General features: G+C 37.2%; 13 protein-coding genes. 9 read left to right on the forward strand and 4 right to left on the reverse strand.

The features are described 5' to 3' along the window. Positions 1–6: 6 nt before the first annotated feature. The 3 genes from FUT79_RS04685 to FUT79_RS04695 are packed head-to-tail and all read left to right on the forward strand — an operon-like array spanning position 7 to position 3,197. Positions 7–714 carry an ABC transporter ATP-binding protein gene (locus FUT79_RS04685; RefSeq protein ID WP_024752363.1) on the forward strand — a complete coding sequence of 236 codons (708 nt, stop codon included), beginning with the start codon at positions 7–9 and terminating at the stop codon, positions 712–714. After that, on the forward strand, positions 707–1,924 hold the full coding sequence (locus tag FUT79_RS04690; protein ID WP_024752364.1) for an ABC transporter permease: 1,218 nt from the start codon (positions 707–709) through the stop codon (positions 1,922–1,924). Before FUT79_RS04685 ends, FUT79_RS04690 begins: the two co-directional genes overlap by 8 nt. A gap of 25 nt (positions 1,925–1,949) precedes the next feature. Further along, on the forward strand, positions 1,950–3,197 hold the full coding sequence (locus tag FUT79_RS04695) for an ABC transporter permease (RefSeq protein ID WP_024752365.1): 1,248 nt from the start codon (positions 1,950–1,952) through the stop codon (positions 3,195–3,197). Between the two features lie 89 nt (positions 3,198–3,286). Here FUT79_RS04695 and FUT79_RS04700 read toward each other — a convergent pair whose 3' ends face one another. Further along, positions 3,287–4,906: a DEAD/DEAH box helicase gene (locus FUT79_RS04700; RefSeq protein ID WP_024752366.1), complete on the reverse strand. Its 1,620-nt coding sequence runs from the start codon at positions 4,904–4,906 to the stop codon at positions 3,287–3,289. 623 nt (positions 4,907–5,529) lie between these two features. On the opposite strand from FUT79_RS04700, the gene FUT79_RS04705 reads away from it, so the two are divergent. From FUT79_RS04705 to FUT79_RS04730, 6 genes are all read left to right on the forward strand, one after another. After that, on the forward strand, positions 5,530–6,468 hold the full coding sequence (locus tag FUT79_RS04705) for an ABC transporter ATP-binding protein (protein ID WP_024752367.1): 939 nt from the start codon (positions 5,530–5,532) through the stop codon (positions 6,466–6,468). A gap of 180 nt (positions 6,469–6,648) precedes the next feature. Further along, a complete protein-coding gene (locus tag FUT79_RS04710) occupies positions 6,649–7,812 on the forward strand; it encodes an ABC transporter permease (protein WP_024752368.1) in 1,164 nt (387 codons plus the stop codon). Between the two features lie 21 nt (positions 7,813–7,833). Beyond that, on the forward strand, positions 7,834–8,184 hold the full coding sequence (locus FUT79_RS04715; protein ID WP_052335680.1) for an ABC transporter permease family protein: 351 nt from the start codon (positions 7,834–7,836) through the stop codon (positions 8,182–8,184). A 26-nt stretch (positions 8,185–8,210) separates the two neighbouring features. Then, positions 8,211–9,014, forward strand: a complete 804-nt coding sequence (locus tag FUT79_RS04720; RefSeq protein ID WP_231577558.1) for an ABC transporter permease — start codon at positions 8,211–8,213, stop codon at positions 9,012–9,014. Between the two features lie 313 nt (positions 9,015–9,327). Next, the gene (locus FUT79_RS04725) at positions 9,328–10,278 is read left to right on the forward strand and encodes a sensor histidine kinase (protein WP_231577557.1); all 951 of its coding nucleotides are present in this window, start codon (positions 9,328–9,330) and stop codon (positions 10,276–10,278) included. 271 nt (positions 10,279–10,549) lie between these two features. After that, entirely contained in the window at positions 10,550–11,203 is a 654-nt protein-coding gene (locus FUT79_RS04730) for an alpha/beta hydrolase (protein ID WP_052335684.1), read from the forward strand. A 384-nt stretch (positions 11,204–11,587) separates the two neighbouring features. On the opposite strand, the gene FUT79_RS04735 is transcribed toward FUT79_RS04730, so the two are convergent. From FUT79_RS04735 to FUT79_RS04745, 3 genes are all read right to left on the reverse strand, one after another. Continuing rightward, the gene (locus tag FUT79_RS04735) at positions 11,588–11,836 is read right to left on the reverse strand and encodes a hypothetical protein (protein ID WP_002695267.1); all 249 of its coding nucleotides are present in this window, start codon (positions 11,834–11,836) and stop codon (positions 11,588–11,590) included. A 278-nt stretch (positions 11,837–12,114) separates the two neighbouring features. After that, complete coding sequence (locus FUT79_RS04740; protein WP_024752371.1) at positions 12,115–14,742, reverse strand: ABC transporter permease; 2,628 nt, start codon at positions 14,740–14,742, stop codon at positions 12,115–12,117. Continuing rightward, positions 14,739–15,401 carry an ABC transporter ATP-binding protein gene (locus FUT79_RS04745; RefSeq protein WP_024752372.1) on the reverse strand — a complete coding sequence of 221 codons (663 nt, stop codon included), beginning with the start codon at positions 15,399–15,401 and terminating at the stop codon, positions 14,739–14,741. The genes FUT79_RS04740 and FUT79_RS04745 overlap by 4 nt, the downstream gene beginning before the upstream one ends. Positions 15,402–15,458: the final 57 nt, after the last annotated feature.

Below are 15,458 nucleotides of genomic sequence, written 5' to 3' on the forward strand. Positions count from 1 at the left end.
AAACCTATGAGTGTTATATCTTTACAAGATGTTGTAAAAACTTTTACCTTGGGCGAGATTGAGGTACATGCGTTACGCGGCGTTTCATTTGAAGTTCCCGAAGCGGGCTTTGTTTCGATACTTGGCCCCTCTGGTTCGGGGAAAACAACCTGCATGAATATGATCGGCTGCCTTGACCGCCCGACTTCAGGAGCGATTTTTGTTGACGGTGAAAACACGGCGGAAATGAAGGACAGCGATTTGGCATACTTGCGCAATAAAACCATCGGCTTTGTTTTTCAGCAGTATTTTCTATTGCCCGGGCTCACCATTTTAGAAAATGTAATGCTTCCCTTACGGTATCAGGGAGTACCCTATGCCGAGCGCAAGCGTTTGGCAGCGGAAGAGCTTGATCGAGTGGGTTTGAGCGACAGATTGCAGCACCGTCCGAATGAACTTTCGGGTGGGCAAAAACAGCGTGTTGCCATTGCCCGTGCTCTTGTTACACGCCCTAAAATTATTTTAGCCGATGAGCCTACCGGCGCCCTTGATACCGAAACGGGCTTATCTGTACTTGATCTCTTTGTTGATATTAATAAAAAAGGAACCGCCATTGTTATTGTTACGCATAACCTTGAAATCGGCGCAATGGCTCCCCGTTCAATTCATTTAAAAGACGGACTTATTACCGAAGATGTACTAAATCCGCACGAGGGACAGATACAAGGTGTTTGAAGATTTTATTACCGCACTGCAAAATTTCAAATTGAATAAGGACAGAACCTTTCTTTCTCTTCTAGGCATTATCATCGGCGTTGCATCGGTTATTATTACCACAAGCTTAGGTTCTTCTTGGCAAGGTAGCATGGAAAAATTTTTTAGTGCCTTTACCCCGAATGTTATTAATGTGATAGCGGGAAGAGGAGGCGGAAGGCAGCATCTTATTGAATTTACAGAGTCATTCAGAGCGGATGTAAAGCGGCAGATTCCAAATGTAAAGCGGGTTTTTTATACAAACACGTTCAATTCAGAGGTTACGCGGAAGAATTTAACTGCCGGCAATAAGGAGATTTTCAGTATTGAGTACGGCTGGCTAGATGCTCAGAAAATGGAATTGGTGTACGGCTCTGATTTTTCAATCGGAGACTATGCGGAAGGTACGCGCAAAGCTATTATCGGCGAAACCATTGCTAAGGGGCTTTTTCCTGAAGGACATGTGGTCGGTAAAATAATAACCCTTTATGCCTCTAACGACAAAAATAAAAAAATTCCGATAAGCTTTGAAGTAACGGGCGTTCTAAAAGATAAGGCGACCGTTTTTGGACGAGCTAAAAACTATGTGCTTATTCCGAGGGCGGTAGCGATATGGGAATTTGGTGTTCGTAACGGAGGAATTATGGAAATAGAAGCTTACTTCGCCGATACGGTTCCCGATATAGAAAAGGATCTTGAAGCCTTTGCTCGCGAGCGCGCCGGAACACCTGACAGTCTGTACATCTTTTCAATGAAAACAATACTTGAAGAACAGAGCAAAATCCTCGGCATGGTAAACCTTGTGCTTTCAGGGATTGCCGCTATCTCATTGTTGGTGGGAGGCATCGGCATAATGAATATTATGCTGGTTACGGTTGCAGAGCGCAGGCAGGAAATCGGTATACGAAAAGCGATCGGCGCATCAAACCGCAATATTTTAAGCCAGTTCCTGCTTGAATCGGCGGCACTTACCATATCGGGAGCGGCATTCGGTATTTGTTTCGGATTGCTTATCTGTTTTTTACTTGTAACAAAGGTTTTCCCTGCCGATGCCGAAATGATTTTTGTTCCGAGCAGGTCGGGAGCAATTATTTCCGTTAGCGTTTCAATCTTTATCGGAATTTTTTTCGGGCTTTATCCGGCAGTGCAGGCGGCTCGCCTTGACCCGGTAAAGGCTTTGGAAGAAACATAACAGCTATGAAAAGGAACTATATAAAATGATTGAGGATTTTATCAATGCCTTACAAAGTTTAAAACACAATAAACTGCGCACTGTGCTTTCTCTGCTCGGTATTGCAATAGGCGTAACGGCGGTTGTTGTTATTACCACTATGGGAAGTTCCCTTTACGGCTCAATGCAAAAACTCTTCGGGCCGGGAAAAATGGATATAATGCATTTATATCCAGGATGGGATTATAACACACGCAAGCAGACGATTGAGCTTACCGAAAAATATCGGAGTGAGTTAAAAAAATCAGTGCACGGAATTAAAACCGTGTATTATACGGATGGAAACAGCTCAAAAGTTTTTTCTCAGTTTTCCGATGGTGCGGCACGCGATATTACCGGCGTAGAATACGGAAACATGGAAGCAAATAATATTAAGCTTGCCTATGGCAGCTATTTTTCTATCTCGGATTTTGCAAACCACAGAAATAAGGTAATTATCGGAGAAAAACTTGCTCAAGAACTTTTCCCGCAGGGGCATCCGATCGGGCAAACCCTCAAGACAGTGATCGACCATTGGGGCTATACCGAGTCTGGACGCTCAGGCATAACATACCGAGAGCTTTTTGCCTTTGAGGTTATCGGCGTGTTGGAGCCTACAAACAACCCCTTTGTGCGGCAGACAGACTATGCAATTTACATGCCTCGCTCTTCCTTACTACAAATGGGCGGCAGCGGAGACAGAGCGGACTCTGCTGAAGTGCAAGTATATTTTGAAGAGAAAATGGATAAGGTTATGGAGGACATACGCGCGTTTTCAAATGAGTGGGCAAAAAACGAGAACTCGGTGGAGCTGTATTCCAAAAAACAGGAGTATGAACGAATCGCAAAAATTCTCAGCATGGTTAGCCTCATTCTTTCCGCGGTTGCGGCAATTTCCCTGCTTGTCGGCGGAATCAATATTATGAACATTATGTTTGTAACCGTTACCGAGCGAAAAAAAGAAATCGGCATTCGAAAGGCGCTCGGTGGGGGGCGCAGCAATATTATCATGCAGTTTTTAATCGAAACCGCAACGCTCACCTTGTCGGGCGGTATTTTCGGCGTGGTTTTCGGCATGGCGTTAAGCTTTGCTATTCTGCAATTTATTCCGATGAAATTTGAATTAGTTTTTATTCCGAGCCTTTCGGGCACAATTATTGCCTTTACGGTTTCGGTGGCAATCGGTATTTTTTTCGGCTTAAAGCCGGCAATCAATGCCGCAAAGCTTGATCCGGTTATTGCCCTTGCGGGGTAATTTGCGAATACTTGGACAGAAAGGGCTTGGGCAGCCCTTAGACCTGCCGTTTTTATGCTTCGCAGCCAATGGGCGATGGCGCGGCTTTATTATTTTCCAAAAAGGGATCTGAAAAAGCTTTTTAACTTGCCGCCTTGCTGTTTCCCTTCTTCAATAATTTTTTCTTCTAAAGCATAGAGATTCGCTGTTTTTTTCGGCACATCGGCTTGAGTTTTTTGCTTTGCCCGCTGCTTTTTCGGCGGCGTTTCAAGCGTCTGCTTTTTCTTTGAGGCGGATTTTCTCTTTTGTGTTTTTTGATTTTCTTTATTCCGCGTATTTTCCGCCCCTTCGTTTTTTGCATACTTTGACTGATAATACTTCATGCGGTCTTCAAAAGCCATCTGCTCTAAAAGCTCCTGCTCATTCTTGTTTTTACCCTTTGGCTGCTTTGTCGGCCGCTCTTTTTTGCCTTCGGAAAAAGGCTTTTTCTTTTTATCTTTTCTTCCTTTTCGTGGGCGCAATTCCGCAACGTTATTTTTGCGGGGACGATGAGGTTTTTCTGTTCCTAAACGAATATACATACTGCTGCTTTTATCCTCTATAAAAAGACTTGCTTCAGGAACCTCTGCCGGTATTTGAGCCTCTATAAATTTTTCAATTTCCGGAAGATTATACGCGTCTTTTTCGCTGCAAAGACTGTATGCCTTGCCTGATTTCCCCGCTCGTGCTGTTCTTCCGATTCGGTGCACATAGTTTTCACTTTCATTTGGAAGATCATAGTTGATCACCATTTCAAGATTATTTATATCAATACCGCGAGCAGCCACATCGGTTGCCACCACACAGTTAATTTTACCGGTTTTGAATTTGTTGATAATCGCCTGCCGCGTATGCTGCGGTAGATCTCCGTTGAGGAATTCACATATATGATTATTAACTCCAAGCCGTTTAGCAACAATCTCCACCGACTTTTTGGTGTTACAAAAAATAATAAGATTCTCGGGCTTCTCCCGTGCTAAAATTCCAAGTAAAAGCTGCATTTTTGCATCGCTTGAAACATGGAACACTTTTTGGTCAATCTCTTCAACCGTAATCACATCGCTGTCGATACTGATTTCTTGCGCATTCTCGGTGTACTCCCAAGCAAGATTTTTAACCCAGGTATTCAGCGTTGCGCTGAAAAGCATTGTTTGCCGCTCCTCCGCCTTTGGCAAAACCTGCAACAAAGTTCGCAAATCCGGATAAAACCCCATATCAAACATTCTATCGGCTTCGTCAACAACCAAAAAACCTACCGTATCAAGCTTCATAGTACCGGATTTTTGCAAATCAATTACTCTGCCGGGGGTGCCGATCAGAATCTGCGCTCCCTCTTTTAAACTCTTTGTTTGCTTTTCATACCCGACCCCGCCGTAAAAACTTGCTGCCGTGATGCCGGTATGCTTCGCGAGTTTTGCGCACTCTTCTTCTATTTGCACGGCAAGCTCCCGAGTAGGAACCATAATCAACGCTGTTTTCTTTTGCGCCGCCGGCTCACTGAGCATTCGTTGTAAAATAGGAATCAGGTATGCGGCCGTTTTTCCCGTTCCTGTCTGAGATTGGACATAAAGATCGGCATTGCTAAAAGCTTTTTCTAATACTTCCTTCTGTACCGGTGTACACTCTTCATATCCCGCATCATTTATCCCTTGCTGCAAGGAATGATCAAGATTTAATTCTGTAAATTTCATTGGTATGCAGTATACCAGAAAACTTCTTTTCACTCAAGCTTGAGAAAAAAATCGGGCAGCACTGTTTGAAATTTGAACCGACGTTGACTTTACTCGGAACCTTGCGGAGTTGTGCACTTTCATAACTCAATTAGTTTTTCAATACAAATCAAGATAATTTTATAAAAAAGAGTCCGACACGGCGCAAGGGCGAACCCTTGGAATTGCTACCTTTGGTTCGCCTACGAGTTTAAAAGCTTCAATTTTACAGTTTTGTGTTGATGCTTTTAAACATCGTTTGGAATTGAGCACGGGCGAACCTTGGAACTTCTACCTCTGGTTCGCCTACGAGTTTAAAAGCTTCAATTTTACAAAACAGTGTTGATGCTTTTAAACATCGTTTAGAATTGAGCACGGGCGAGACCTTGGAACTTCTACCTTTGGTTCGCTTATGAGTTTAAAAGCTTCAATTTTACAAAACAGTGTTGATGCTTTTAAACATCGTTTGGAATTTGGCAAGGGCGATAATAAAGCATTTTCAGTAGCAGACAACATTACTATTTTCCCTCCAAAAAATGACTTTCGGCACTGGAAATATGTTATAGAACTCTTAAAATAGTGCACAGTACGGAGGACTACAGTATATGAAAATTTTAGAAGTAAACGGAATTTCAAAAAAATACGATAAAAAGCAAGTGCTTTTTGATGTCAGTTTTGATATTGAAGAGGGCGATGTTTTCGGACTTATAGGTCCGAACGGAGCGGGGAAGTCTACTTTAATAAATATTATCACAGGTCTTTTGCAGCCACTTTCCGGAGAGGTTTCTATTGTCGGGAATAATATTAAAACAAAACCCATTGAAGCTAAAAAAAATATTGGGCTTGTACCGCAGGAGTTGGCTCTGAGCAATGAGATTTCCGTAATCGATAATCTTATTTTTTTCGGAGGTCTTTACGGTCTTTCCGGAAGTAAATTAAAAAATGCTGTTGCCGAAGCCTTGGATCTTGCAGGCTTAACTGACAAGAAAAAAGAAAAGGTTAGTAAGTTTTCAGGCGGAATGAAGCGGCGGCTTAATCTTGCCGCTGCTGTTATGCACAAACCGAAGCTGTTAATTTTGGATGAGCCTACGGTCGGTGTCGATCCTCAATCGAGAAATAATATTTTTGAATATTTGCGAAAAATTAATCGCGAAGATAAAACGACTATTTTATATACGTCTCACTATATGGAAGAAGTTGAAGAGCTTTGCAAAAATATTTTTATAATCGATGAGGGTCGAGAAATTGCATACGGTTCTTTAAATTCTATAAAAGAAAAAACAAGCGGAACCGTAACGCTGGAAATTAAAATTGCCGGATCGTCTTCGGAAGTTTTAAATAAGCTGAGTTTGCTTGACGGGGCGTTAAACATCAAAGAGGAAAACGGTTTTATAAAAATATTATACGAACGCAATAAAATGAATTTAGATGAAGTTATAAAAACGCTTCAATCTTGTAATGCTTCGATTAAATCATTGAATATAACCGAACTTAACCTCGGAGAAGTTTTTTTACAGCTTACAGGTAAAAATTTAAGAGAATAAGGGGGGATAAAAAAGCCGTCTAAAATGGCGCCGGCTTTTTTATCTGTCGAGTTTCGGCTTTGAATTTAAGGTGCCGAAACATCTCGTGTTGTATGTGTTTTTGCACTGCAAAAACACTTGAAAAAAGTTTTTTCGAAATCTGAAGATTCCTGCAAAACTTTTTATAGAGGAGAAAAATAAATGAAGGCTTTTTTGCGATATACGTTTATTACCATTAAAAATAATGTAATAAGTTTTTTGTTTTTAAATTTAGGGCTGACCCTACTCATGGTTGGAATTTTCGGGTTTATGAATGCTGATGAGAATAAGCCTAAAAGTGAAGCAAACTCAAGCATTATAAAAATTACCGATGAAGATAAAAGTCTTTTGTCTCAACGGCTCGTTGCTGTCTTGTCATCCGACAATTTAAAAGAACTGATTAAAATAAATGAAAAGGAAAAAGCGGATTTTACAATTATAATTCCAAAAGGCTATCAAACATCTGCTGAAACAAATAAGGATTTGCATATTGACATAGTCGGTTCAAAAAATTCAAGCAGTTTTAAATCTGAAATTATTGCATCAGTAGTAAAAAATATTGCTAATTCTATTATAACAAATTATACTATTAATCAAACCGTAGAGGATGTGCTAAAGTCAAACACTGATGACGGTTCTGAACTTAAGTTAAAACAGGCAAGGCTTGAAGCGGAATTGGGGAAACCGCTTGCGGATTTTAAATTTGAAAGTATTGAAAATAATCTTTCGTCGTATGCTTTTTTTTCAATTACATTTATTATCTTTATATTTTTTACATTTATAATGGCGCCGATTCATCAATCCTATAAGAAAGAAAATTTAGGAATGGAAATACGTCTTAACTCAATGCCTTTAAAGCCTGAAAAACTTTTTACAGCGAGTGTTCTTTCAATATCAGTTCAAGTTTTTATTATCATAACGGCATATTTTTTAATTTTTAGAATTGCGCATATTTCGTTTACACAAAACCCTATATTACTTTTGCTGTATGCAATAAGTTTTTCATTTCTTTGCGGAAGCGTCGCAAATTTTTTAGTTTTATTTTCAAATAAAGAATTTATATATGGGATAACAATGATTGTATTTATGGTGTTCGGTGTTTTAAGTAATGTTTTTGATGCATCTTTAACTGAAAAATATAAAATATTATCTTTGCTTTTTAAAGATTTTAATATCACAAATATTTTATCTCGCCCGCTGATGGACATCGCTTTGCAAAATTCTTTTTTAGGAATGGCAAAAAACTTTTTTATATTGAGCGGCTTTGCTCTTGCAATTTATTTGGCAGGCATCTGCATTGCAAAATATAAAAAAGATAAAATCTAAATAATATTGGAGGCATGTTGTATGAAGAATTTTTTAATTTTACTATTTGCGCAAGTTAGAAGAATTTTTAAAAACAAAAATATACTGGGGTTTTTTGTGCTGATGCCCGCTTTTATGTTTGGCTTTATCCTGCTGGCAGGATACCTTTCAAGTAAGGGTGAGGATAGCGAAGATTCTTCCGGTAAATATTCAGGAAAATATGCTGTTAATATAAACGAGGTAAGCTATTTTGTAAAAGACAGCGGCGACTTATGGAAGTTGTTTATTAAAAACGGAGAAAAAGAAAAAACTATAACCGAGGCTAAAGATAAACTAAAAAAATCAAAGACTTCCGGAATAATCATAATCCCCGAGGATTTTTCAAAAAAATAAGTAAAGGTCTTAAACCGCAACTGGAAATTTTAACAGGAGAAAATAATCAGGCTTTATCAAATCTAATACACCTCATCGATATAAACATAAATAAATATCTCATCGATGAATTTATTGAATATACTAATTCGTTGAGCACTGCAAAAAAAATAAGGGATGCAGATGTTAAAATAAATTTATTGCGTGAAGATAATAATTCTAAATTAGATAATAATTCAAAATTAAAAGAAGCAAAATCATTACCACTCAATATGATTACTTTGTTTATTTTATATGTGATTGTTTTCGGTTCCAGTGCTATTGCTACCGATTTAATAAAATTCAGAGAATCAAAAATGCTTACTCGTGCAATTGCAAGTCCGAATAGCGAATTTGCAATTATGGCAGCTCTTCTTTTATCCTATGTGTTTTTGCAGGTACTTATAAATACCGGTCTCTTTTTTATAGCGGTAAAAGTAATAAATCTTATTGTTATAGATTTTTGGCGTGTCTTCTTAGTTATCCTATCGGGAAGTTTTTTTGCCTTGTCTTTTGCTATTGTGGTAGTAAGAATATTTAAAAAAACAAGTCAGCTTAATATCGTAACATCGATAACTGCAATATTAACGATAATACTTTTCTTTTTCGCTTTTATTGCGGTAATGGATGGGATTATAGAAGTTCCGCTTATAATAAAAAAACTTGCCGTCATTTCGCCTCTGTATTGGCTTATTCAAACGCTCGATACCGGAAAAGTATTCCCGAATTTATTAATAGTTTGGCTTACAATAGCGGTACTGTTTACATCCGGAAGCTGGAGGCTAAAAGAATTTAACGCCGGTGCATATTAAGTGTTGATATATATGAAAAACAACAGGTGTTGAAAATGATTAACCGTTTCGTTATAATCAGCAGTGTGGAAATATCCCGCGATGATTATAACGATGGAATGTAGCTATGAAGCCTAAATTTTTTATTTTAATGCATTATCTTTTGATTGCTTATATTATTTTTATTAGTATAATAAAAGTAAATTCTAATCATGTTGTGTATCTAAGTATATATTTAGGCTTCACGCTTTTATTTAATATAAGATTTTTTGCCGTTAAAATAAACGAATTCGTTTTTTTTATTTTATGCTTGTGCGATTGGGCTTTATGCTTTTTGTTTTATATATTTACAGGCTCTGTATCGATTTTAATTTTTACAATTCCTATTGTAGATAGTTTTTACTATAATGACGGAATAAAAAAATATATTCTTGTCGGTACCGGGCTTTTTGTATATGTATACAGCCTTAAAGATTTTCCTTTGGAGAGTATAGCAAATAATTTAATAATATTTATTTTAATTTGCGGATTTTTGCAGTATTTAAAATATACACAAAACGAAATTCTTCGGCTTGAAGAACAAGCCGAAGAAGAAAAGCACAAAGCCTCTGCACTTCTTGAATCGGTGCGCAACTTGGAAATGTATAATGAGTCTATTGAAGATTTAATTATGCTAAAAGAGCGCAATCGGATTTCGAGGGAAATACATGATAGTGTTGGGCACGGGCTTTCTACAATTATAATTCAGCTGAATGCACTTTTTGCACTTGCTAAAGCTAAAAGTGATTTGCTTCCGGAAAAAATCACCGACTTAAATAATTTTGCAAAAAAAAATTTAGAGGAAGTACGCTTTGCTTTGCGGGAATTAAAACCGGCGGACTATAATAAATACGAGTCGGTACTCTTAATTCACAATCTTATAAACGAATTTAAAAAAATGACAAACATAAACGTGCAGCTTACCTTTTCAAAAACTATTTGGTCCTTAAGCGATGCTCAAAACCATGTTCTTTATAAATCCGTTCAAGAATTTTTATCAAACTCAGCTAAGCACGGGTCTCCTACAAAAATTACAATTCATCTTTCTTTTGCAGAGACTGTTCTCATTCTTACAATGAGCGATAACGGAGCGGGTTGCATGGAAATAAAAAAAGGTATAGGCTTAAAAGCAATTGAAGAAAGAATAGCTGAAGTAGGCGGAGCTATTCAGTATAAAAGTTTGCCGTCAGTAGAAGGTTTTTTTATGCGCTTAAGTTTTCCGCGTGTAGAAAAAAATATTTTATAAAAACTATTTTGAGGATTAAACATGTCGAGTTTTCGTTATAAACTAATGTCGTTTGGCTTTAAACTATTGGGAATAAAAAAAATTTGCACTTTCGGAAGAAAAGCTTTTAAAAACAGTAAAAAAAATAAACAAGCATCGAGATTTTTTTTTACCCAATAAAAAAGATGCAATTTACGGAGATCGAATAATATTAGATAAATATCACTGCCTAACTATTCAAAAACGGGAGCAGCTGGCAAAAAAAGCAATTCTTTTTATTTATGGCGGAGGAATGATAATCGGTCCTGACCGCGGAGATCTTCGCTTTGCAGTTGAGCTTGCACAAGCATGCGATTCCGATGTTTGGTTTCCGTATTATCCGCTTTGCATTGAACATACAATCGATGAAAGTTATAAGATGGTTTTCCAATGCTATCGTGAAATGACGGAGCTATATAATGCAAACGAAATATCTTTATTCGGGTTTTCTTCAGGTGCGGCTCTTGCTCTCGGTATTGGCTTTCATAACAATGCCTTAGGAAGAATTCTTCCGATGCCTCGCCAAATTATTGCAGTTTCTCCCGGCTCTGTGCCTGCTTCCGATGAAGAAATAAAAAAGATGGAAGCTCTTAATGAGAGGGATTTTATGGCTGATGCAAAATTTATGAGTACTGTAAAATCAATTATGAGCAAAGGAAAAAATATTCCTGAATATATGCTGAGCGGAACTCGTGGAGATTTTTCCGGCCTGCCGCCAATTCACTTTTATTACGGCGGAGACGAAGTGCTTTCCGCCTGTGCCAAATCTTTTGCATCCGCTTGTGATAAGAAAAATGTTCCGTACACTATGACCATCGCAGCCGGTATGTGCCATTGCTATGCTATTGTAAACTTTTTCCTGGAAGGAAAAGCTGCAAGAGCGGAAATTACCGAGAGGCTGAAATAAGAAAATCCAATTATAGCATAGCATGTAATTAAGCCACAGGTTGGTTTTTGATAAGGACGTCAAAATCAGAACAAAGTTAAACGATGTTTTAAAGCATCAAATGATTCGCCCTCGCGAAATTCCAAACGATGTTTTGACTGACACGCCAGCGTAAACAGGCAAAACTCGTAGGCGAACCAAAGGTAGAAAATCAAAGGGTTCGCCTGCTTCGTCTGAAACGGATTAAAAACTCATTTTAGATATCAAAAGGAACTATAGGAAAAAAACACGTATTCGCACTTGCGGCTGTTTTGGTGTAAGAATAACCGACGACAAGAGCTAAGAAGATTTTTATTCTTTCCTTTGCAGTAAAAATAATCTTTTTTATAAGTTTTTCGTGAAGAATTAGATTGATAATGCTTGTGCTAAACTGCCGAACGGGTCTAAACTCATTACGTAGCGCTTAGCTTTCACCTGAATATTTTTGCACTGGATATGTTCTACCCGTTTAAGAATTGCAAGTCCCCATTTACGAATAATGGTTTGGTTCATTGCGGCATTCTTGTCTATTGTGGTGTTCGCATCTTCTTTGAACGTAACATCCAAATGCCAATGCATACTTTCTATCGCCCAATGTCCGCGCACCGCTTTCATAAATAAGTCGATATCAGGCAGCAAAGAGCTGATCTAATACCGCCGTTCGATGGTAGTTTTATCTCCCTTTATGATAATGGTTTCTACCATGCCGATAGTTTTTATGCCTTCCCACTTACCATTAATTGCAAGCCATGCAATGTCATCAGTTATATAAAACTTTCTTGTTTCAAATTGCCCGTGTGCTTTTCAGATTCGCTTCGGTAATTTTCGCACGCTTTAAGGTTTTCTCTTATCTCGGCAATTCAGGCCGATAGAACCCGTTACCACTAAAAGCCTCAATACAAATTTTCGATCATGCCAGCGGTTTTAATTTCTTTTATAGCCGACAGGTATAAAACTAAAACCGTGCATGCCAAACATAATACATAGAAGAAAAAAAACAGCCAATTAAAATGAGCGATAAAATTACCGACAAAAATAATGTCAAAGCGAAGAATAACCAACGCTGCAATAATTACACAAACCGGAAGAGCTTTTAGTAAGGGGCTGATTATAAAGTATTTTGCTTCATCAAAAAATATTCCCTCAATTGTTTTTCCATCCGCACCTACCGAGCGCAAAATTGCAAATTCTCTGCGCCGCATATTTAAATTTGTTTTTATTGTCGAGTAACTGTTTATGCAGCCGGCAAAAAGAACGAGTAGCATAAAAGACAGAAAAACAGTATTTAAAAAATGGGCACCTATTTCGGCAAACACTTTTTCCTGAATGATATCCGTAGTCCAATATTCATTGCGCCCGCGTAATTGCGGTTTTATAATTTCGTCAATCTCGTTTCGTAATTGCAAAACGTTTTTTTCGTCAGTGCGCAAACAAAATCTATACACTTCTCCGTCTTGGAAAAATTCATTATTTTCTTTATCGTATTTAATTTGTGCTTTTCGCAAAGCTTGTGCTTTTTCAATCGGCATCAACAATAAAACCGAATAAACAGGAATCTTTGTTTCAATTTTATCGGTGTCAAAAATTAACTTTCCGATTTTAATTTCAGTTTTATCGCCTGTAAGTTTATTTGAAAGATAACAATCAATTTTAGTTATATCCGAATTCAAAAACGGAATAAACTCCGAATTTCGATATGGTATACGCAAATCCTTTTGTATTTTATTTACAAGAATTGCTTTATACGAATTTTTTTGATAATACGAATTTACATCTTCGCCTTCCGCCTCTAAGAGTTTTTTAAAATTTACATCGTCAATTCCGTAAATTTCAAGTGTTAAACGCCTTTCTTCCGGATTTAAATTTAAAAAATATCTGCCGTTATGTTTTAACTCAAACCAAGATTCTTTTTTAAAAGTATCTGAGAGCATTTTATCGGAACATTTAAACCATGCCTCAAAATTCAAATAATAATAGAAGGAAGAAATTTCTCGTAACTCCGTGAGCGGCTTAAACACAGCTTTTGCCGAGCAGTCAAATTGGTCATCATTATCTACAAGGCAATAAGTTACTTTTATTTCATCCGAACTTCTATAATAATTAAAATCTCCTTCCACAACGTATATCGTTATCATTGTAAGTAAGGCAAAAAGAAGAATATAGCTTATAAAAATTGCATTGCTTGTTCCGCGAAATGTTCTAAAATTATTTTTGCGCATCTCCCCCTTCCAATCATTGTTTTTTAAAATCCTCTTTTTAAAAGATTTTGTTTTTTCAATATTGCCTTTTAATGAATCTATGATATTCATCTTTGAAAGACGGCGAGCCGGAATTAAGGATGCAATTAAAACAGTTATAAACGAAAAAACAATAACAGCAATAAAAGGAATTACACCAAAATGATATTGCGGAAAATACACCCCGTCCCTAGTGGAATACTTATTAATTGATGCAAAAAGCATTTTATTAAAAATTAAACCTATAAGCGAACCGCATAAAATCGGAAGAGCTCCGATATAAATTGACTCAAGCATAATGCTTTCAAATACTTGCAATTTGCTTACTCCAATGCTTTTTAACATCCCGATTTGTTTTATTCTTTTGTTAGACCACACCTCAAAAACATTGTATATTAAATAAATAAAAAACGAAGCCAATATAATTAAGCCGCACAAACTCTTTAAAATGCTTTTTTGTAAATAAGACAAACCCTTTGATTGCGGATTTTTTATACCGTAGAAACTCAATAACGATTCATTAATAAAAATTTTATATGTGCCGTCTTTATTTTTTTGAAAGCCTAAGTTTTCAGAAATATCAAATAATTTTTTATACGCATTTATTTTGCTGTTTAAATATATGTTTATACAAACAGTCTCATCAGGATTTAATTTTTCAGGGTTAAAACAATACATACCGCAAACAGCGCTTGCGGGTACGCCCGGCATTTCCGAAAATATTCCCGTTATTTTAAACACGCGCTTCGATTTTTGAACAAAGGTTTCGCCTGATATAAAATTATCCGATGCAAGAATTTCTTCTCCGTTATAAAATCTTTCTCCGAGCTTAAACTCTATCTCATCTCCTATTTTATATTGAGGGTTTTGTTTAAAAAACATCTTGTTGAAAATAATTTCGTTATCTCTTTCGGGAAATCTGCCGCTTAAAAGCATTTGCTTATTTTCAATAGTTTGCCAAAACCTTACATCGCCGCTTTCCATTAAAACGAAACCCGCAACGCTGTCCCCCTTACCGGTGAGTGAAAGCTGTTGAAGTGCTACCGATTTCACATGCTGATTTTGTTCCACAATCGGCACTTTTGATATTGGCACTGCATAGCTTTGCCCGTCCCAACTCATAAATTTTTTGATCCTAATAAGCTCATCAATAAAAACACTGTAAATAAAAAACACATAAGCGTTTATCAATACAACCGATATCATAATTGAAAGAAAAAGCGGTAAGCGATTTTTCTTATTTGCTTTAATATAATTTGCCGTATATTCTCGTATAATGCTCATACAATTTCTCCGTCTTCAATTTTTACAATGCGGTCTGCTTCCAACGCAATTCTTTCATCATGCGTTATCATTATAATTGTTTGGTTATAATTTTTATTTGAAATTTTTAACAGAGCAATTATTTCATCGCTGTTTTTTTTATCCAAGTTTCCGGTAGGTTCATCTGCCAAAAGAATTGCAGGCCTGTAAATAAGGCTGCGCGCAATTGCCGCTCTTTGCTGCTGTCCGCCTGAAAGCTCGCTCGGAAAAGATTTAAGTTTATCTTCTATTCCAAGAGTTGTAACTATTTCTTTAAAATAGTTTTTATCAGCTTCTTTTTTATCAAGCAATATCGGAAGTAAAATATTTTTTTCAATCGAAAGATTAGGAATTAAATTAAAGAATTGGTATACAAGCCCTATTTTCCGCCGCCGAAACAGTGCGAGCTCTTTTTCGTTTAAAGCAGAGACAAGCTCTTCTTCAATATACACATTTCCCGATGTCGGCTTATCAACTCCGCCAAGAATATGCAAGAGGGTTGATTTACCTGATCCGCTTGACCCCATTATCGCAATAAATTCGCCTTGTTGCACAGAAAGGCTAAGCCCGTTCAATGCGGTAACGGTATTTTCTCCTGTGCCGTAAACCTTTGTTAAATTTTCCGCACGTACAATAACCATGTAAAACCTCCATCTAAAAAGAAACTAAGTTTAAATCTTTTTAGCATTTACATTCTA

The organism is Treponema phagedenis (assembly GCF_008153345.1).
GTDB classification, from domain to species: Bacteria; Spirochaetota; Spirochaetia; order Treponematales; family Treponemataceae; genus Treponema; species Treponema phagedenis.